Below are 19,482 nucleotides of genomic sequence, written 5' to 3'. Positions count from 1 at the left end.
CTCGACGGGCTTTATACCGTGGGCGCCGGGGGAAGGGCGCAACCTGACAAAGTTGTAATCTAGCAGTCAGGTAGCTGGCAGCGGCGTAATCTTAGAGTGCGGGTCAAGCGAGTCACACATTTTTGGAGAAGAACCATGGCGTTGCGTACCCCCCTGATCCTGGCGGGTTGCTTGTTGGCGTTGAGTTTCGATGCGACTGCCGATGCAGCCCACACCTTCGCATTTGGCCAGCCGGCGCCGGCGAGCAAAGCCACGCGCACCGTGGAAGTTGTCCTGCAGGACATTTCGTTTGCGCCCAAGTCACTGGACGTAAAAGCCGGTGAGACGGTGCGTTTTGTACTCGTCAACAAAGGCCGGTTGCTCCACGAGTTCAACCTGGGCGATGCGGCGATGCATGCCGAGCACCAGAAGGAAATGTTACAGATGCAGGCCAGCGGCATGCTCACCGCTACCGGCATGGGCAAGATGGACCACAGTGCCATGGGGCATGGTGACGGGGCCGGCATGCAGCATGATGATCCCAACAGCGTGCTGGTCGAGCCGGGTAAAACCGCCGAATTGACTTGGACGTTCAGTAAAGCCACCGGCCTGGAGTTTGCCTGCAACCTTCCCGGGCACTACCAGGCGGGTATGGTCGGCAAGCTCAACGTCGATTGATCCGCTGCCGTTTAGGCGCGGGAGCAAAGGCTGATAGACTGGCGTGGTTTATTTAGCCAGGTTTCCGCCATGCATCCCGCAGCCGAACATTCGCCGCTGGGCAAGTCCAGTGAATACATCTCCACTTACACGCCGTCGTTGCTGTTTCCGATCCCTCGTGCCGCCAAATGGGCCGAGCTTGGCCTGAGTGCCGAGACCCTGCCTTACAAGGGCGTGGATTTCTGGAACTGCTTCGAATTGTCCTGGCTGTTGCCGTCGGGCAAGCCGGTGGTGGCCATCGGTGAGTTCAGCATCCCGGCCGACTCGCCGAACATCATCGAGTCCAAGTCCTTCAAGCTGTACCTCAACTCGCTGAACCAGACCGCCTTTGCCGACATCCAGGGTCTGGAAGCGACGCTGCGCGACGACCTCAGCGCCGCCGCCGGCAAGCCGGTGACGGTACGCATCCGCAGCCTGGCCGAGATCGAGGGCGAGGGCGTGATGGCCTTGCCGGGCGTGTGTATCGACGGCTTGGATATCAGTGTCAGCAACTACGAGCATCCGCGCCCCGAATTGCTGCGTTGCGACGATTCGCGCATCGTCGAAGAGAGCGTGCACAGCCACTTGCTCAAATCCAATTGCCCGGTCACCAGCCAGCCCGATTGGGGCAGCGTAGTGGTGGAGTACCGGGGTTCGGCGCTGGATCACGCCAGCCTGCTGGAATACATCGTGAGCTTTCGCCAGCACTCGGACTTCCATGAGCAGTGTGTGGAACGCATCTTCCTGGACCTGCAGCGCCTGCTCAAGCCGGAGAAGTTGACGGTGTATGCGCGGTATGTGCGCCGTGGCGGGTTGGATATCAACCCGTATCGCAGCACCGAGAATGTGACGTTCCAGAACGTGCGCCTGGCTCGTCAGTAGCCTGTACCCAGGTTCAAGTGTGAGAGGGGAGTTTGCCCCTCTCACATTGGATCTGCGCTTGGCTGACGGGGAGATCAGATCCCGATGTTGCCCAAGGTGATCACGATATTGCGCAGTGTCCCGGCAATGCCTGGATGATCCAGTTCAAAACCCTCCAACGCCCGGTTTACATCGTCAGCAATGCTGGGGGTCTGAGTCGCCGGTTCCAATTCAAGCTGCACTTCGAACCGGGCAATCAGCTCTTCCAGTGCTTCACGCTTTTCCAGCGACAGCGGCGGTTCCTGTTCCAGTTGCCCGCGCAGGATTTCGACCTGTTCTTCCAGTTTTTTGCGATCAGGCATGACTTTTTTCCTTTTATCGATAGGCACTGGCATAGACCGCGGCACGCCGAGAAAGGTCTACGGGCTGACCTGTAGATTAATCCACCGGCGCCGACTGTGCATGATCTCGATCAGGGCTTTTCGCCTTTGAGCCGGCGCCGGCCGATGTCTGCCAGGCAAGTGCCGAGTTCGCCCAGGTGATCGATCACCGAGTGCACGCCCAGCCCATACAGCGCCACCGTGGCTTTGGCGCGCTTGTGCTCGCGCTGTTGCTCGGTAAGAGCCTGCCATGGCTCGGGCGCCAAGCCGCAGAGTGAGCCACAGGAGGCCAAGCCGATGGTCCACAGCCCGGCATTGAGCCCCGACTGCAGCAGGCGTGGTTCACCGCTGACCAGCACGCAGCCGTCCAGGCGTTCGATGTTGAGTTCCATCAAGGCTTGCCAGCACGCATGCGGCGCAGGCCAGCGGATGGAGGAGGGAGGTGTTGCTTTCAGCCAATTGGGCAATCCGGCAGCCAGTGGTTGGGTCACTGCCGGGGGCAGCTCATCCAGCCAGGCGCAAGGCACGCCCTGATCCTTGAGGCTGCGCAGGATCTTCAGGGCGCCCGGGGTGGCTTGTGAGTCGAGAGAGTGCGAATCGGAGCGTGCCTGGGAACCGAAATCCACCAGGCAGCCACTCAGGCCGAACAGGACGGCAGTCAAGGCGGGGGCGCTGGCGACGGCAATTTCGGCGTGAGGCATTTCGACATCCCTGAAATAGCTGTGACGCTAGCGAGACGCGATGACAAGCAGATGACACTGACAGGAGATTGTAGGAATTTTGTTCGTTTTCCATATGACATTTCCTACTAGCTGCCTAAATTGATACTTCCGTCATATACTGACGATCTTCTTCAGGGCATAGCGCCCATGACAGACTATTCAAGGAGCCAAAGCTATGCGCTGGAGCCAATATTTCGCTCAGCTATCTGTGTGTGCCACTATTTTAATGGCCCCATTCGCCGCCCAGGCTGCGTCCGAAGACGATCCATGGGAAAGCGTCAACCGCCCAATCTTCACCTTCAACGACACCGTTGATACCTACGCACTCAAGCCATTGGCCCAGGGTTATCAGTTTGTCACCCCGCAGTTTGTGCAGACGGGCGTCCATAACTTCTTCCGCAACATCGGCGACGTGGGCAACTTTGCCAACGACGTGTTGCAGCTCAAACCGCATGCGGCCGGCGTCGACACCGCGCGCCTGCTGGTGAACACCACATTCGGCGTGCTGGGCTTTATTGATGTCGGCACCAAAATGGGGCTGCACCGCAACGACGAAGACTTCGGCCAGACCCTCGGCTACTGGGGCGTGGGCAGCGGCCCTTACGTGATGCTGCCGTTGCTGGGCCCGAGCACCTTGCGTGATGCGCCGTCCAAGTACGTGGACACCTACACCCAACCGTATCGCTACATGAACGATATCGGCTGGCGCAACAGCACCTTCGGCCTGAACGTGGTTGATACCCGTGCCAGCTTGCTCGACAGCGAGAAGTTGATCACCGGCGATAAATACACCTTCATCCGTAACGCTTACCTGCAGAACCGCGAGTTCAAGGTCAAGGATGGCAAGGTCGTCGACGACTTTTAAGTCGTGACATTTTGAAATGGAAAAAGGCGATCCTCAGTGGTCGCCTTTTTTGTGGGCGGTATTCAGCGCATTTTCAAGATTCTGAGGCCCAAATGCTGCTCCTCCCCCATGGCCTTGGTCCATACCACCTCGGTGTCCGCCTCCAGGCCCTTGAGGGCCGCGTGCTCTGAATCGATGCGCACGGTCAGTTGGTCACCCACGTTGAACTGGCGAGGGGCCTGCACCTGCATACCAGAGCTGGAAAGGTCCAGGCATACCCCGGCAATCTCCTGCCCGGCGTGGATCAACGACACATCGGCATCCACCCGCATGCGGATGAAATCGCGTTTTTCGGCGTAGTCGCGCTCGTGTTCGCTCATGGGTTCCATCCTTACTTTGTGTTGTGGTGTTGGCTGTTCTTATAACTCCCGGTGATTTGCGGTGTAAAGACGCCCGGCGACCATCGGCATGAGCTTGAAACCCCTGACGGATGGGAGTACCGTCTGCGCCTTAGAAGGGCACCTCTGCATTACAGTTGTGCGTGGGCTAGTTGCCTATGCTTTGTAGGACAGAGAGGCTAGAAAGCGAATCCAGTACGTGAGCCCGGCCATTGTCGAGCCACCTACGCCAACCTAATTCTGGCGCCGTTTGCCCACATGCAAAAAACCAGTGCCACGCTGCTGATAATCGATGACGACGAAGTAGTGCGCGCGAGCCTCGCGGCCTATTTGGAAGACAGTGGCTTCAGCGTCCTGCAGGCCGGTAACGGCCAACAGGGTCTCCAGGTGTTCGAGCGCGACAAGCCCGACCTCGTGATCTGCGACCTGCGCATGCCCCAGATGGGTGGCCTTGAGCTGATCCGCCAGGTGACCGAGCTTGCGCCGCAGACGCCGGTGATTGTCGTGTCCGGTGCCGGCGTGATGAACGATGCCGTGGAGGCCTTGCGCCTGGGCGCCGCCGATTACCTGATCAAGCCCCTGGAAGACCTCGCCGTGCTGGAGCACTCGGTGCGCCGCGCGCTGGACCGTGCACGCCTGCTGGTCGAGAACCAGCGCTACCGCGAAAAGCTCGAAACCGCCAACCGCGAGCTCGAGGCCAGCCTCAACCTGCTTCAGGAAGACCAGAACGCCGGTCGCCAGGTGCAGATGAACATGCTGCCGGTCAGCCCGTGGACCATCGACGAATTCAAGTTCGCCCACCAGATCATCCCGTCGCTGTACCTGTCGGGTGATTTTGTCGACTACTTCCGTGTGGATGAGCGACGTGTGGCGTTCTACCTGGCCGACGTTTCCGGTCATGGCGCTTCATCGGCGTTTGTCACCGTGTTGTTGAAGTTCATGACCACGCGGTTGTTGTTTGAATCCAAGCGCAATGGCACCTTGCCGGAGTTCACCCCCTCCGAGGTGCTGGGCCACATCAACCGAGGCCTGATCAGCTGCAAGCTGGGCAAGCACGTGACGATGGTCGGCGGCGTGATTGATGAAGAAACCGGTCTTCTGACCTACAGTATTGGCGGTCACCTGCCGATGCCTGTTTTATACACTCCCGACAGTGTGCGTTACCTGGAAGGGCGTGGTCTGCCCGTAGGCTTGTTCAACGAAGCCACCTACGAAGACCACATCCTGGAACTGCCGCCGACCTTCAGTCTCACGCTGATGTCCGACGGTATCCTGGACCTGCTTCCAGAGCCTACACTCAAGGAGAAAGAAGCCGCCTTGCCCCAAAAGGTCAAGTCGGCGGGCGGCAGCCTGGATGGCCTGCGGCAAGTGTTTGGATTGGCCACGCTAGGGGAGATGCCGGATGATATCGCCCTATTGGTGTTGAGCAGGAATCTTTGATGAGTACCGGAAGAATCCAATTCGCCGAGCAAGACGGGACATTCGTCCTGAAATTTGTCGGTGAAGTGCGCCTGACCTTGTGTTCGGCGCTGGATGCGACGATTGAGCGGATCTTCACAGCGCTGAACTTCTCGGCGATCGTGATCGATCTGACCGAAACCCGCAGCATCGATAGCACCACCCTGGGCCTGCTGGCCAAGTTGTCCATTCTGTCTCGGCAGAAGGTCGGCCTGTTGCCGACTGTGGTCACCACCCACGAAGACATCACCCGTCTGCTGCAGTCCATGGGCTTCGACCAGGTGTTCAACATCGTTGACCGCCCGATCCCATGCCCTGAGTGCCTGACCGACCTGCCTTCGCAAGACCAGTCCGAAGAAATCGTACGGGTCAAGGTGCTCGAAGCACACAAGATCCTGATGGGCTTGAACGAGTCCAACCGCGAAGCCTTCCACGACCTCGTCAACGCCCTCGAACGTCACTGATCGCCAGTTGAAACCCTATCCAAGTGTGGGAGGGAGCTTGCTCCCGATTGCAGTGTGTCAGTCACTGAATTCATAACTGACCCACCGCCATCGGGAGCAAGCCCCCTCCCACAGTTGGACTGAGGTCGGTTTGAGATTGGCGAACAAAAAAAGGGCGGCACCCTTACAGGTGCCGCCCTTTTTGCTGCCGTCTGTCTTACAGCTTGGCCGACAACAACGCTTCCAGCTTCTCCTGGTCGCGAGCAAACTGGCGAATACCTTCCGCCAGCTTCTCAGTCGCCATCGCGTCTTCGTTGGATGCCCAGCGGAACGCCTTTTCGTCCATATGGATACGCGCCTCACCGGCATGCCCCGGCGACAGCTTGCGCTCAAGCTTGCCGGTATCGGCCGCCAGCTTCTCCAGCAGGTCCGGGCTGATGGTCAGGCGATCACACCCCGCCAACTCCTCGATCTGGCTCAGGTTGCGGAAGCTCGCACCCATCACTACCGTCTTGTAGCCATTGGCCTTGTAGTAGTTGTAGATGCGCGTCACCGACTGCACGCCCGGATCATCGGCACCGGTGTAGTCGTTGCCGTTGGCCTTCTTGTACCAGTCGTAGATACGGCCCACGAACGGTGAAATCAGGAACACCCCGGCTTCGGCACAGGCCACGGCCTGGGCGAAGGAGAACAGCAGGGTCAGGTTGGTCTGGATGCCTTCTTTTTCCAGCTTTTCCGCCGCGCGGATGCCTTCCCAGGTGGAGGCGATCTTGATCAGTACACGGTCACTACCAACACCGGCTTTTTCATACAGGTCGATCAGGCGGTGCGCACGCTTGAGAATGGCGTCTTCGTCGAACGACAGGCGGGCATCCACCTCGGTGGAAATACGGCCCGGCACGACTTTGAGGATCTCTTGACCCACTGCCACCGCAAAACGGTCGCTGGCCAGGCCCACATCGCCATTACAGCCCTGCACGCATGCGTCCAGCAGCTTGGCATAGCCTGGAATCGATGCGGCCTTGAGCAGCAGGGAAGGGTTGGTGGTGGCGTCTTGTGGCTTGAGCTTGGCGAGTGCCGAAAAATCGCCGGTATCGGCAACGACAGTAGTGAATTGCTTGAGTTGTTCCAGCTTGGAAGTCATGGGCGTGCTCTGTCCTATGGGTCTGATGACATTACCCGAGCACCGGCAGGCGCTCAAGGGCGCAAACGCGTTCGAGCGTTTGCGAGGGCGATAACCTGAAAACAGCCGTTTGAATCCTCGGCTCTGCTGCTCAATAGGAGGGCAAAATCGAGGGGAGGTTCAACTGGATTTTATGTGAGTCGCTCCCTTGTCATTAAGCTATTGCTATGGGGAATATGCATGTTTTGAAGTTGTGAAAACTTTATTTTTATTGACTTTGATTTTTGCTGTTTCTACCTGTGCTATACCTGACTGGCAAACGCCAAACTAGGCCGATAAAAACTCTTGCGACATCACCGTCAGCGGCGAAGTGCGTGTGCCTGTTCATTAAACCTGTTTGTTAGTTAGTTGCGAAACAAAGGAGAGATGTAATGAAACGGAATATATCAACGCTATTCGCTGCCATGGGTTTTATATGTTCCACCGCAGCATTTGCCGAGGTAACGGTGCAGCAGGCACTCAGTGCCGGTTGTTACGATACTCAGGAAATGCGCGCAATCATCGACACCGCCAAGGCCGGTAAACCGATAGGGAGCCGCACCCTTGAAAAGGAAAATGAACTGACCTCGACCTACGGAGGCAAGATCACCGATTCCAGAGTGACGGCGCCTGCCACCTGGGTGTATCGCGCGTATGAAAACGCAGACACCAACAACTGGCATGTCCAGAAGCTTAAGGAGGGTGTGATCTACGCCAAAGCCCAGAATGACTTGGACAAGTTTGTTAAACGCGGGGGGGACCCCAAAGAGTATTGGGCAATTGACGGACCGGACCTGCACCAGCCGGGTTTTAGCAGTGCCACCTATACGACAATGCGACTGCTCGCACTGCAATCGAGCGACACCCCGCAAAGCCAGTTTGTAAGTTTTGCACTGGACTACGCCACCACCGGAACCTTTGGAGAAGCGGTGTATGCACTCCAAGTCAATCCAGACTCGCCCATTCTAGGGCTGGTTAACTGCAAAACCGCAGGCGGTGAAGTTCAAGTCCAAATTCTGGGCGGTACAACATTCAATACGCTATACCGAAAACTTAGAACGGAGAGTGATTGGAAGCGATATGACCGCAATACCGGAAAATGGATCACTGTACCCAACGGAACAGTGCCATAAAAGTTTAACGCTATAGCAAGGGCCGGCAGCTGAAGCCGAGCCCTTGCACAGTGTGGGAGGGGGCTTGCTCCTGATAGCGCAACTCAACCACCCAATCCCGAACTGACGCTCACCGCCCTTCCAGCAACTCCCCAGCCTGATCCAACAAAGCCAACGGGTCAGCCGCCTTATGAATATCCACCGACAACAACTGCCTGAACTTGCGCGCCCCCGGGAACCCGGTGCCCAACCCCAACACATGCCGCGTAATATGATGCATCGTCCCGCCAGTGGCCAAATGCTCAGCAATATAAGGCCGCAACTGCGCCAGCGCCTCGGCCCGGCTGATCACCGGCGCTTCACTGCCAAACAACTGCTGATCCACCTCGGCCAACAAATACGGATTGTGATAGGCCTCGCGCCCCAGCATCACCCCATCAAACGTCTGCAGGTGCTCCCGGCACTGCTCCAGTGTCTTGATGCCGCCGTTGAGATTGATCTCCAACTCCGGGAAGTCCCGCTTCAACTGCGCCGCCACGTCATAGCGCAACGGCGGAATGTCGCGGTTCTCCTTGGGCGACAATCCTTCCAGAATCGCAATGCGCGCATGCACCGTAAAACTGGTGCAGCCTGCGTCCCTCACCGTCCCGACGAAATCACACAACTGGGCATAACTGTCGCGCCCATTGATCCCGATACGATGCTTCACCGTCACCGGAATCGACACCGCATCGCGCATCGCCTTGACACACTCGGCCACCAACGCCGGATGCGCCATCAGGATCGCGCCAATCATGTTGTTCTGAACGCGGTCGCTAGGGCAGCCGACGTTCAAATTCACCTCATCGTAACCGGCCGCCTCAGCCATGCGCGCACACGCCGCCAAGTCGGCCGGGACGCTGCCGCCCAACTGGAGGGCAAGCGGATGCTCGGCTTCGTCGTGACGCAGGAAGCGCTCGTGATCGCCGTGGAGGATCGCCCCGGTGGTGACCATCTCGGTGTAGAGCAGGGCGTGCTTGGAGAGCAGGCGCAGGAAGTAACGACAGTGTCGGTCGGTCCAATCCATCATCGGGGCGACGGAGAAGCGGCGGGAGAGGGGGGCGGTTTGTAGTGGCATGGGGGGTCTGAGTCAGCGAGGCGAATGGGGCGCAGTTTATCAGGGATGGGTCTTGGGTGCCGGGAAGGCGAGTTTTGCGTGCACTACCATTTCGAACGAGGACGTTGCCGTGTGTGGAATACGCCCAGAATCTGAAGTCGATCACCCCGCACTCGATACGGGATCAGATAAGACCAGTTGGGCACTGCCCATTCTCGGGTGTGTTTAACCCGACCTTCGCGTCCCATGGAGGGAAACTGAGCCAGTTTGTCGACGCTGGCGAAAATAGCGTCGGAGAAGTCGTCAGCGGCTTTTGGATTTTCGAGAGCAATGTAGTTTGCCTCGTCTTCCAGATTTTTGAGTGCTTTTTCAAGCCACTCAACCCGCATTCCGGCTCCAACGCCTAGCGCGCATCGCGGCCACTTGGTCATCGGTGGCGAATTTGCCTTCGTCGGCGTCTTTTACCGCCAGCTCGATCTGAGCGGTCAGCGTTTTTTCGTGCTCGATGTAGTCGCGAAGAACGTCCATCGCCAGGTAGGTCGCAGTCTGGCCGTTGGTTTTGGCCAGGTCGGCGAGAGAGTTGGACAGGTCTTCCGGCAGATTTAGGGATATCCCAGTCATGGCGGTCTCGATGATGGACGATTGTGGGGGCATCTTACACCTTGGAGCGCGGGCTTGAATCAGCAGGCCGTCGCGAGGTGTATCTGGAAGTGATCCGTTGCTTTTCTTCATATATTCTGGAAGCTGAGTATTGTTGTGGGGCCATGGCACTTTTCCTACCGTTTTGAAAAAGACGAGGAACTCTAGGTTTTCACTGTATTGGATATCGTGGTCTGACCCCGATATCCGGGTGCTGGAACGTCACCAATTCCGTGGGATGGACTTCGCGGCGCAGGCCAGCGTGATTAAAGCCGTCTGCGACCGCTACTGGGTGACGTACATCGGAATCGACGTCACTGGCCTGGGCAGTGGCGTGGCGCAGCTGGTGCGCCAATTTTTTCCCAACGTCACCACGTTCAGCTATTCGCCAGAGGTCAAGACCCGACTGGTGCTGAAGGCTTACGACGTGATCCACCGGGGCCGGCTGGAGTTCGACGCCGGCTGGACCGACATGGCGCAATCGTTGATGGCGATCCGCAAGACCATCACCGCAGGCGGTCGCCAATTCACGTACACCGCCGGCCGCAACGACAACACCGGCCACGCCGACCTGGCGTGGGCGCTCTTTCACGCATTCCACAACGAACCGCTGGAGGGGCAGACCTCTGCCAATACCGGGCGGATGGAGATTTTTTGATGTCGAACCGCCGCAGAAACAACAAGCACCAGGCCCAGGCTCCCGCAGTGGTAACGCAGGAATTTATCCCGCGCGGTGACAGCAAGATGGAGGCGTTCAGCTTCGGCGACCCGTCACCCGTGCTGAGCGGTCGGGAGGTGTTCGACTATCTGGAGTGCTGGTTTAACGGGCGTTGGTACGAGCCGCCGCTGTCGCTGGATGGCCTGGCACGGTCGGTGGGTTCCAGCGTGCATCTGCACTCGGGGTTGATGTCCAAGCGCAATTTGCTGAGTAAGACCTTTATCCCGCACCGGCTGTTGTCGCGTGCGGCGTTCGAACAGTTTTCTCTGGATTTTCTTTGACTGGGCAACGGTTATCTGGAAGGGCGGCGTTCGATGCTCGGCCCGGTACGCGAGCTGGTACCGCCATTGGCAAAGTACATGCGCCAAGGCAAGGACGGCCGGCAGTTCATGGTCCAGGGCTGGAAGGAGGAGCATGAATTTGAACCGGGTACCGTTTTTCATCTGCGGGAAGCAGATCTGCACCAGGAGGTGTACGGCCTACCCGAGTGGATCAGCGCCTTGCAGTCGGCGCTGCTGAATGAGTCGGCCACGCTTTTCCGCCGCAAGTACTACGAGAACGGCAGTCATGCCGGGTTCATTCTCTACATGACCGACGCCGCGCAGAACGAAGCGGACGTCGACTCCCTACGCAAGGCGCTGAAGGATTCCAAGGGGCCAGGCAACTTTCGCAACCTTTTCGTGTATTCACCGAACGGCAAAAAAGACGGGCTGCAAATCATCCCGGTCAGCGAAGTGACGGCCAAGGACGAGTTCAATTCGATCAAAAACCAGACACGCGACGATGTACTGGCTAGCTTGCGCATTCCGCCGCAGCTAATGGGCATCGTGCCGCAAAACGCGGGTGGGTTTGGGTCGATCAGGGAAGCGGCGCAGATCTACGCGGCCAATGAACTGGAGCCAATTCAGGCGCGTATGGCGCAGGTGAATGAATGGCTCGGAGAAGAAGTTATTCGTTTTAGATCATATAACATAAGCTAAATATTACTTAAGTTTAATGATTGGGGGTGTTCAGAATATACTGCTCACCCCTCGTTTTTAACCCAGGCTTAGTTGGTTTCTACTTAAGTGGTAGCGCTGGTGCTCCTGCAAGTCATTAATTATTAATTCGCGGATTTTCGAATTTCCATAAAAATGGCTCTTGTAGATTGAGTACAAAAACAGTTCTGTTGCTGAGTTTGCTTTAGGTGAATGAGAGAACGATTCTAATAATGAAGATAGAGTGCTTTCAAAGTCGCTTAGAGGAGGAAAGATCTCGAGCAAATAACTTGCGAATTCGATTGCTTCTGTTGACGTATACTCACCTTGACTGAGTTGGATTGAAATAATATTAATGTTGGTTTCTTGTGAGTTGGATTTCGAGATTTGAAGGTTGAGTTTTTTAGTGTCGCAACTAACTCCGGAGGCACAAAGTCTGGATAAAAGCTTAATGCTTTCGGTGTCATGTGAGTTTCGTAAGAGACGCGCCTCGAGATGATCTGATTCAATGGGTTCTATTATGAATGAACTAGTTCGTCTAATATTGTTAATATGACGGATGAGATTTTCTATGGCGTCCTCGTTCCAGTAGGTATCCGGTAGGCGCGCAAGAAGTGATAGATCAAACCAACCCTTGTTAGCAAGTTCTAAAAGAGGGACTAAGTTATCGAGCAATTTTCCAGATGCTTTGACACCCTCAGGTGTATGTACTGCCAGAATGTAAAATATCGATGAAGCAATTATGGATTTGCATATCTCATTTGAGGTGTCACCAATAAGATCGATGAGTTCGGAAGTTATGTCATGATCAGTGGTCCTAGACCTAAGAGAAGGATGTGCAACTACTGAAGGATATCCTTCAGTGAGTGTTTTCATATCAAAAGGCAATCCGCTCTGTGGCGTTAAGTTTAAGGCTTCAACTGTTAGCGATGTCTTGCCCCATCGTTCTTCGGCCGTCCGCCAATCATTTGAGTCTCCTAATTTACCTGATTTTGCCGCCTCGTAGACCGACTTAATCTGCTCGCTGCTGTTAGATCGTTCCAAACATGCGCTAACCTGCCATGGAACCATCCAAAACCAGTCGCCCACACATGTTTTACCATGATTTTCGTATAGATCAATATAGTTTTTTATTATGTCACATAGCTTTTCTTTGTCGGGAGTTTCACAAAAAACGACCACACTATGAAGCCATTTCCAACTATCGTGAGCAACGAAAGAATCTAACTGCCGAATAGGGGAGGAAAGTTCAGCAGTCGAGATAGCTAATTTAAATGAAGGGTCAATATTCTCTATGGATGATTCCACTCGAGTACGCTCACTAGTTCGCATGAGAATATCGTCAAGCCAATTAGGTGCTTGTTGTCTTTGCAGATTTTTTTGTCTGCCGCCAAATCCTGGGATTCTGTGCATTTCCACCTCATTGGCGGGTGTCATTGCAATTGATTCATACCATTTGTTTACAAGCCAATCCGTTGATGAGTGATCAATAGAATCTTCGGCTATTTGAAGAGAAATTTTTCCAGGTTGTGGCCAATATCCTATAGATAATTCTTCTGCCCATTGTATTTTCTGGTCACATAAAGAGAGTAGAAGTTGCCAGGCTCCGCGGAAAGAGACGGATGTAGGGGTACGTATTGCTTGTTCAATATTATCTTTATATATGTCTTTAAGGTTGTGATTGTATACGCCCGCCAAGCGGAGGAGCGAATCTGATGGCGGTAATTCGATTAATCGAATCGCTAGGCGAGCAAATTGTTTTTGCTGGGTTGGCTGATTAGTTACTGCCCCGTCTTCCAATATATCAAGTGCCAGTTGGCTGCCCGTAAGTATTGCTTTTTCTATGTCTTCCTCCGGCGAGTCGTCAATGCCTTCATTTAATTTTGAGCAGAGCGAAAAAATATTATCGCGCAAGTGTTGCTTCTCATGGAAACATCTGCCGGACGCAAAAAGGAAAACGTTTCTCCAGTGTGAGGCGTGCGCGATAGATTGAAGTCTTGCACATACATCTATATCGCTGCCGTTCATCAGCGACTGTGCTGCCATGAATTCTTGAAGAGATCTTATTTCGAATCCTATTCGATTTTCTTGCGGCGCAACCAAAAACACGAGCCGCTCAAGAGCAGCGTTAATAATGCTACTTTTAAGCATATCTCCTTCGATATTGTCATGGCCTTCCTTGTCCAAACGACTTTTTATAATGGATGAGAATTCCTGTTCGGTTAGAAGTGCATCAGTTCCACCGGCTTGCTCTGATTTTATTTGTAGGTTGACGCCAACTTTTTGATGTATGAAGTCAATGTTTGCTTGATATGTATTGAGAAGTTTTGCTGCGGGAATATCTCGTTCTTTTTCTCGTCTATTAATTACTTGATAGTATTCGTTAAATAGACGCCATCGCTCTTTTGGAGGCTCGCCAAGTGTCTCGACGAGTAGTGCCATGATTGTGACTTGCAGTGGACTTTGCATTAGTCTCACTGTAGATTTTTCCTGCGTGGCACGCTTCATTCGCTCACTTAGAATCGCTGTTTTATCAGCATCCTCTCCCCAGCGGCGATCAATCAGGCGTTTGGCGTAGTGGAGCGCTTCTTCTTCATCCAATGGAGATAAATTTAAATGCTGATAGTACTTTTCTGAAAAGTCATTGTTGTAGCCTTGAGGGCGGCTTGTTGTAATTAATAGTAAGTCTGCATTGCACCCGTGGGCGTCAATGATAAAGTCTTGGATGCTATTCAGAACTTCTGTCCTGTTAGAAGATGCTGGAACTTCATCCAGACCGTCAAGAGCTATTACCCAGGGATAATTTGAAAGCCATTTTTTTAGGTCAGAAGGTTTAAGCTTTTGTTCACTTCGATCTTCTATTCGACTGAGAATGTAGTTAAATAAGGAAGTTGATTTTCCGTTCGCTAGTGCAGTGGCGAATCTATTTAGTTCAATTCGGATTGGAAAGCGAGGTATGTTTGGAGTTTCAACCGATTCTTGCTCGCATTGTTGAAGTATAAGATTGTAAGCGTCTAATATTTCAGGACTTAGCGCAGTTAGAGGGAACTGCTGCAGGAAAGCCGCTCTATGTAACTGGCAGAAGAATTGAGTTAACGTACTTTTCCCTTGTCCGGGACCGCCTATAAATACAAAGCGTCCAAGCGATTCTTTATTAGGTGATAAATCTAGAACGTGTGATGAAATTTCATTAGAGTATGGGTCCAGCTTGCTACTAGAAGATTTTAATAGTTTATTGATAGCGCTACTTTTTTTATTGGGGTTTTGAGATGAAAAAGATTGGTTGTGTCTAGTATTTAACGAGGAGTCTGTCACTGGAAGATCTACGAAAACACAAGCTAAAGGGATTCTGTCTTTTGCGTTGTGTCCTGCTTGTCCTAAGTTAACGTACTGTTCTGCCCTTAACTCTTTCTGTATGTAATTAAACATTACATTCTTAAAGTCTATTTGCTCCGGTTCCATTTGCGCTAGTACTGCAGCAAGAACATCTCCAGATGTGATCCAGGCGGTGTAGGCTTTTCGTACGCTAGAATGTATATCTAACAAAGCGCAAATTTGGTCTTTATCCCAAATTCGGTAATCTTTTAAACCTATATTTTTTTGGTATTTTTTTACTAAATCTGCAAGCTTGTCTTTCCCTCCTTTCTCAGAGACCGGAGTTAGTACTACGTTTGTTACAAAAATATAGTATTCAGGCTTTCTTATTTTAGAGTTTTCTGAAATTTTCTTTAAATCTTTTTCAAACTCTGTGAGCGCCCAGTCGCCGTCTTTATCACCGATGCGCTGCCTAAACTTAGCTTGGATGATTCCATATCCCGTCCACGGCGAGCTGGAGTCTGGGAAACTGCTCATCCCCTCGAAGGTCGCCTCCCTACCACCATCAGGTCCATCGCCAAATACGTTAACTCCCGGACCAATTGACGCCAGAGCTAGCGATTGAATCATTTGTTCGAATGAGCGATGGGAAAGTCTTGAAAAATCATAATCCATTATTTTTTCCTTAATTGAGTCTGCGAAGAATCTGTGGCTTTGACAGCTGGGAGTTTTCGGATGGTTTTCGAGAGCTTTACTGACATCTGTTCCAGTTTTCCAAGCTCACAACACAGGCATAGGTGCTGGCGAATTGGCATCCTAGATGAAAAAAGTCTGCTTGACGAATAGGATCTAAAGGACTCCTTGCTAGGTGTTCCGCGCGGCATTTTCTATAGCGATAACGCCGTCGTGCTCCTTGCGCGCGCCGTCGTCCCCCCACCTCGCCTGCGGGCTAAATGGGTCGATTTTTCTGCACACCTGCAGACCACTCTCGGCGGCTCAGGCTGGGCGCTTGCTTGTCATTTAGGAGGGGGCAAGAACCTGCGGAACCCTGCGAGGGTGGATGTTTGCGCAACGCCTATAAGCACGCACAGACGGTTGAATTCTGTAGGTGCCTCGGGGAAAGGGTTAGTTTTTTTTGAAGGGGGGGTGATTGGGTTCGGAGGCCCGTATTTGTTGGGCTTGAAACCTAACTTTGATGGGTTAGGTTGGGTTAGGTTGACGGTTAGTAATTCGTAACTATCTGTTTTTAAAGGAATTAATATATTGCATATTTAACAATAATAAAGGTTAGGAAATAACCAGACCTAACCAAAAGCTAACCTTGTCGACCACTCTCAAACCTACAGCGGGAAAGGTTTGCAAGACACTCACCAAAAAACTAACCCTCCTAACCTCTTTCCCGTGGGTCAACATGAAAACGCGAGACATGCATAGGGCGGGGTACTTTTGAAGCGGCGTTCAGCATTGCACAGTACTCGCGACCTTTACGTTCACGCGCCCGCATTCTCATGCATATAGATTCGGATGTGGTTTCTTGTGTGGGGAAATACCAGGCGCTGCGCGAGATCACATCAGGGGGCCTGGTGATGGACGCTTGGTTTCGGAAGGCGGGTAAAAAGGCCTCCGCACCTAGCCAAATTTGGAAGCCTTCTTTTAAGCAACTGGTGTTGGACCCAGTGACCGTAACTCTTAGCTCAACAGAAGAACTTCGAATTCATCCGTCGAGGGTTGGTGACACTGCTCAGTCATTCGGCAAAGTAAACGAGACAAAAGGCAACGAACCTCAATTATATGTTCGACCAGCATTTCATCCGTTGTTACTCCGCCATGTACAGCTTTTGAGCGGTAATCATAAAGTTTTTTGATGCGTCGATAGAGGCTCACTCTAGCCGTCCCTCGATCCTCTAGGTATGCAGCAGCCAACAAAGCAAGCCGGAAACGGAGCTCAGAGCTAACTCCGAATAGAGCTTCAAAGCCAGACCAAAGGGCGGCAGCTGACATCCTCAAATTTGCATGATGGTGGTGCGTAGTCATGGCATCCACAGCAAGCCTGAAGGCTGGTTGTTCCAGCAAATTGATCCAGCTCATTAATTGAGTACTCACCCAGTCTAAAGCTTCGACTGACAATGCTGCCTGACTATCCAACCTGCGAGCCGCAGGCACGTCTTCAAGCAGCTTGACCTTGCATACATCGGCTTCCACAGCAGCTATGACATCCCAGGATATGTCCGCTACAGCTGGCACCAATATGTCAACTTGGGAACGGGTGCGAAGGGCTGAGATGATCCACCAGCCTAAGTTCATATTCTGTTGATTGAACATCTCTCCATGACACGCTATGGCAAGTTCATGAGTTACCGAGCGCATGTGGCGTGCTACTGAGCTGAGGAGTGATTTGCAGTTTAACCCCCGCGCAAGTTCTATTTCGCCTGGGGGGCATTCCACTCTCCTCAAAGTTGCAGTGCTGGAAAAATCATAGTTGGAACGTTCAACAGACAGGCCTGAAATTGCGAAGCAAAGTTCCCGAGTGTCGCCCAGCATATCCAGCCTCTCCTTAGCCGCATCATGCCGTTTACGAAAGTGCTCAAGTACATCCATTTAATCTTCTCCGAACTACTATTCGAGATAGTGGCGTCTTAGAAATTTAAGATACAAGTCGTTCAGGGTGGTGATTAATGAAAATTTTATTTCTGAAATATTGAATATAGAAATTTTTCCAGTGAGGATTAGTCGTTCTGAGCTTTTGAATTGTTTGATGAAACCTGCAGTTTGCTCTCAATCATTTTTAATATTTTGTTTAAGTCCATTGGGTTTTTTATTCCATCTCGAGCGTCTATTCGGCCGCGAACAGCTACGATATACCAGTATGTGGCGACACGATAACGCTCAAACATTTCAAATGTAACATTGATGGTTTCGCCCTTCTTAAAGTCAAGCCAGGGGCAAGCTTCTAATATCCTTCGGTCCGCTTTCCCGCTTTTATGCACGATAATATTACGGATCTGGCTTAGCTCATAAAGCGTTTTTCTAACGTCCTCTTGAATTTCGCCTCCCAAGCCCACCGGAGCCAGCAGCGCCTCAAACTTTCCAGCTCCCAACTTCAAAGGTGCATCAACTAACTGCTTAAGTGTTTCTGCAAGAAACTCAGCTTGCTCGTCGGGTGAGGCGGAGCGAAACTCTATGAGAGGACCTTTAAGTTTAGCCAAAATTGAGTGATCGAAAAATTTCGAAGGGGTTAGCAATGAGTGAACAACCAACTCATCTACCATGGCTTCGCTAAGCGCCCAAAGACGGACCGCGCAAAGACTATATAAATACGGCAACCCATTCTTAGTTTGACTTTCTGCGAACTCTGATATTTTTGTCGCGTGCTCCTTTGCAGCATCTAATTGAGACTCAGATTCGTAATCTGGTTTTTCGTTGAGCACTTCTGCAATTCTGCGCCGTAAATCAATTGTTTCTACAGATCGAGTTGCTTGGTTTAAAGCATTTCGGCATACGCCAGCGAATAGCTCTAGCTCTTGAAGCTCTTCACCTTTTTTGTGAATTATATGAGTGAGATTTATCATTTCGCCTCCATGCTATTTTTGGATAGGTAATTCGTTTGTGATGTACTAGTTATCATCGGGCACAAAAAACCGCCAATTAAGGCGGCTTTTTTGGGGGGGGAACCAAAGGGTTATAGGCGACCTGCCATCACACCAATAGGCTCAATCTGTCTACCACGCTTGGCGGCGGCCATAAAACGACGCTGATTCGCAGAAACCGAACCGCCTAGGCGCTGGGCTTCCGCAGCGTACTCGGCAACCAACATTGGTTTTGCTGTCTGCTTTTTCATCGCATGCATCCCTGAAGGGTGATGGTTCAATGAGGTCATGTTATTCGCCCTCTACAGAAATGACAAGGCGCCGCTCATCGTCGAACTCGAAGCCGTTCTCGCGGTACCAAGGGATCGCGCCTGAAGCTGGGTCCTGAACCTCAATCCATTTCAACTTCGACATTCGTGCGAACGCGTCGATCGCGGTTAGAGCGATGGGGAGCACATAGCCCTTCAGGGGATGGCTAGAGTCTGGCTTTCCCTCCAGGAGGATAAGCTTGATAGTCAGCTTACTATCCCGTGGGTTTGCATATGCCATCCCACAGAGCTCTACGTCATACCACAGCGCCAAGTCGATCCCCTTGGGCCATTTCTGCTTCCAATGGGATACGTCCTCCCAAGAAAGCAAAGCGCCTTCCTCGCCCCAATTGTAGCTTGCCGCAACTGCCGCGTGGTTGATGGGCTCTAGTCGGACACGGGAAACATCAAGATCAGGTGGATCCAGCGAGGCCTGCTCCTCGGCTAACAGCTCGAGGGCTTGTCTGTAAGCTTCTCCCCGATACACCTGGTATTTCAGGTGGTTGTTACGTGGTGCCATCGATAGTCCTTAGATTTCTTAGCTATTGCACCCTCACTATCACGGTGGGCGGCCTCACTATAACAGTGGCTGCGAAAACCACCACATCGCAGCAACCGTTGAGGGCTTCTCGCCGTAAGATGTGACTAATGTGAAAAGCCTTTCCAATTGCGCCATGTTGTTTGAGGAGGGGCGGTGGTACAAAAGTGGTACGGAGAAATTGATACTCCTCTGTATGCCTTTGTTTTAGGTAGGCTTGCATTTAGTAGTTCCAATCCATCATCGGAG

General features: G+C 52.7%; 18 protein-coding genes and 2 pseudogenes. 8 read left to right on the top strand and 12 right to left on the bottom strand.

Annotated features, from left to right (window positions below):
* Positions 1-135: 135 nt before the first annotated feature.
* On the top strand, positions 136-657 hold the full coding sequence (gene copI / locus C9383_RS02640) for a copper-resistant cuproprotein CopI (RefSeq protein ID WP_090366146.1): 522 nt from the start codon (positions 136-138) through the stop codon (positions 655-657).
* Positions 658-726: 69 nt separating this feature from the next.
* Positions 727-1,557, top strand: coding sequence for an NADPH-dependent 7-cyano-7-deazaguanine reductase QueF (queF, locus tag C9383_RS02635; RefSeq protein ID WP_090366145.1), 831 nt, complete (start codon positions 727-729; stop codon positions 1,555-1,557).
* 74 nt (positions 1,558-1,631) lie between these two features.
* On the opposite strand, the gene C9383_RS02630 is transcribed toward queF, so the two are convergent.
* Together C9383_RS02630 and pcrP are read right to left on the bottom strand one after the other, a co-directional pair.
* Complete coding sequence (locus C9383_RS02630; RefSeq protein WP_060753164.1) at positions 1,632-1,898, bottom strand: DUF4404 family protein; 267 nt, start codon at positions 1,896-1,898, stop codon at positions 1,632-1,634.
* Between the two features lie 110 nt (positions 1,899-2,008).
* Entirely contained in the window at positions 2,009-2,617 is a 609-nt protein-coding gene (gene pcrP / locus C9383_RS02625; RefSeq protein ID WP_090366143.1) for an HAD superfamily inactivated hydrolase PcrP, read from the bottom strand.
* Between the two features lie 247 nt (positions 2,618-2,864).
* Here pcrP and C9383_RS02620 point away from each other — a divergent pair, with 247 nt between their 5' ends.
* On the top strand, positions 2,865-3,503 hold the full coding sequence (locus C9383_RS02620; RefSeq protein ID WP_372241670.1) for an MlaA family lipoprotein: 639 nt from the start codon (positions 2,865-2,867) through the stop codon (positions 3,501-3,503).
* Positions 3,504-3,565: 62 nt separating this feature from the next.
* On the opposite strand, the gene C9383_RS02615 is transcribed toward C9383_RS02620, so the two are convergent.
* Positions 3,566-3,862 carry a PilZ domain-containing protein gene (locus C9383_RS02615; protein WP_060753167.1) on the bottom strand — a complete coding sequence of 99 codons (297 nt, stop codon included), beginning with the start codon at positions 3,860-3,862 and terminating at the stop codon, positions 3,566-3,568.
* A 276-nt stretch (positions 3,863-4,138) separates the two neighbouring features.
* Here C9383_RS02615 and rssB point away from each other — a divergent pair, with 276 nt between their 5' ends.
* Together rssB and rssC are read left to right on the top strand one after the other, a co-directional pair.
* The gene (gene rssB / locus C9383_RS02605) at positions 4,139-5,320 is read left to right on the top strand and encodes a two-component system response regulator RssB (RefSeq protein ID WP_060753168.1); all 1,182 of its coding nucleotides are present in this window, start codon (positions 4,139-4,141) and stop codon (positions 5,318-5,320) included.
* Positions 5,320-5,802, top strand: a complete 483-nt coding sequence (gene rssC / locus C9383_RS02600; protein WP_010212025.1) for an anti-sigma factor antagonist RssC — start codon at positions 5,320-5,322, stop codon at positions 5,800-5,802. Before rssB ends, rssC begins: the two co-directional genes overlap by 1 nt.
* Before the next feature lie 196 nt (positions 5,803-5,998).
* Here rssC and tal read toward each other — a convergent pair whose 3' ends face one another.
* Positions 5,999-6,925, bottom strand: a complete 927-nt coding sequence (gene tal / locus C9383_RS02595; RefSeq protein ID WP_090366141.1) for a transaldolase — start codon at positions 6,923-6,925, stop codon at positions 5,999-6,001.
* 410 nt (positions 6,926-7,335) lie between these two features.
* On the opposite strand from tal, the gene C9383_RS02590 reads away from it, so the two are divergent.
* Complete coding sequence (locus C9383_RS02590; RefSeq protein WP_090366139.1) at positions 7,336-8,076, top strand: hypothetical protein; 741 nt, start codon at positions 7,336-7,338, stop codon at positions 8,074-8,076.
* Between the two features lie 109 nt (positions 8,077-8,185).
* Here the strand turns inward: C9383_RS02590 and dusA are convergent, their stop codons facing one another.
* The 3 genes from dusA to C9383_RS02575 form a co-directional block, all read right to left on the bottom strand.
* Entirely contained in the window at positions 8,186-9,172 is a 987-nt protein-coding gene (gene dusA, locus C9383_RS02585; RefSeq protein WP_090366138.1) for a tRNA dihydrouridine(20/20a) synthase DusA, read from the bottom strand.
* Positions 9,173-9,255: 83 nt separating this feature from the next.
* Positions 9,256-9,540, bottom strand: a complete 285-nt coding sequence (locus C9383_RS02580) for a type II toxin-antitoxin system RelE/ParE family toxin (protein WP_090366136.1) — start codon at positions 9,538-9,540, stop codon at positions 9,256-9,258.
* Positions 9,530-9,772, bottom strand: coding sequence for a CopG family ribbon-helix-helix protein (locus C9383_RS02575; protein WP_090372231.1), 243 nt, complete (start codon positions 9,770-9,772; stop codon positions 9,530-9,532). The genes C9383_RS02580 and C9383_RS02575 overlap by 11 nt, the downstream gene beginning before the upstream one ends.
* A gap of 226 nt (positions 9,773-9,998) precedes the next feature.
* On the opposite strand from C9383_RS02575, the pseudogene C9383_RS02570 reads away from it, so the two are divergent.
* A pseudogene (locus C9383_RS02570) lies at positions 9,999-10,448 on the top strand (phage terminase large subunit family protein); the annotation flags it as partial.
* Positions 10,448-11,488: pseudogene (locus C9383_RS02565) on the top strand (phage portal protein). The pseudogenes C9383_RS02570 and C9383_RS02565, both read left to right, overlap by 1 nt.
* A 57-nt stretch (positions 11,489-11,545) precedes the next feature.
* Here C9383_RS02565 and C9383_RS27970 read toward each other — a convergent pair.
* The 5 genes from C9383_RS27970 to C9383_RS02550 form a co-directional block, all read right to left on the bottom strand.
* Entirely contained in the window at positions 11,546-15,475 is a 3,930-nt protein-coding gene (locus C9383_RS27970; protein WP_143038182.1) for an NACHT domain-containing protein, read from the bottom strand.
* 1,014 nt (positions 15,476-16,489) lie between these two features.
* Entirely contained in the window at positions 16,490-17,398 is a 909-nt protein-coding gene (locus C9383_RS02560) for a HEPN domain-containing protein (protein WP_090366134.1), read from the bottom strand.
* 128 nt (positions 17,399-17,526) lie between these two features.
* Entirely contained in the window at positions 17,527-18,369 is an 843-nt protein-coding gene (locus C9383_RS02555) for a hypothetical protein (protein ID WP_090366133.1), read from the bottom strand.
* A 110-nt stretch (positions 18,370-18,479) separates the two neighbouring features.
* Positions 18,480-18,677 carry a hypothetical protein gene (locus C9383_RS27965; RefSeq protein WP_143038181.1) on the bottom strand — a complete coding sequence of 66 codons (198 nt, stop codon included), beginning with the start codon at positions 18,675-18,677 and terminating at the stop codon, positions 18,480-18,482.
* A 1-nt stretch (position 18,678) separates the two neighbouring features.
* On the bottom strand, positions 18,679-19,215 hold the full coding sequence (locus C9383_RS02550) for an N-acetyltransferase (protein ID WP_090366132.1): 537 nt from the start codon (positions 19,213-19,215) through the stop codon (positions 18,679-18,681).
* Positions 19,216-19,482 lie beyond the last annotated feature (267 nt).

This window comes from Pseudomonas palleroniana (genome assembly GCF_003031675.1).
Taxonomy (GTDB): Bacteria; Pseudomonadota; Gammaproteobacteria; order Pseudomonadales; family Pseudomonadaceae; genus Aquipseudomonas; species Aquipseudomonas palleroniana.
This window is presented reverse-complemented; position numbering and strand designations above follow the sequence as displayed.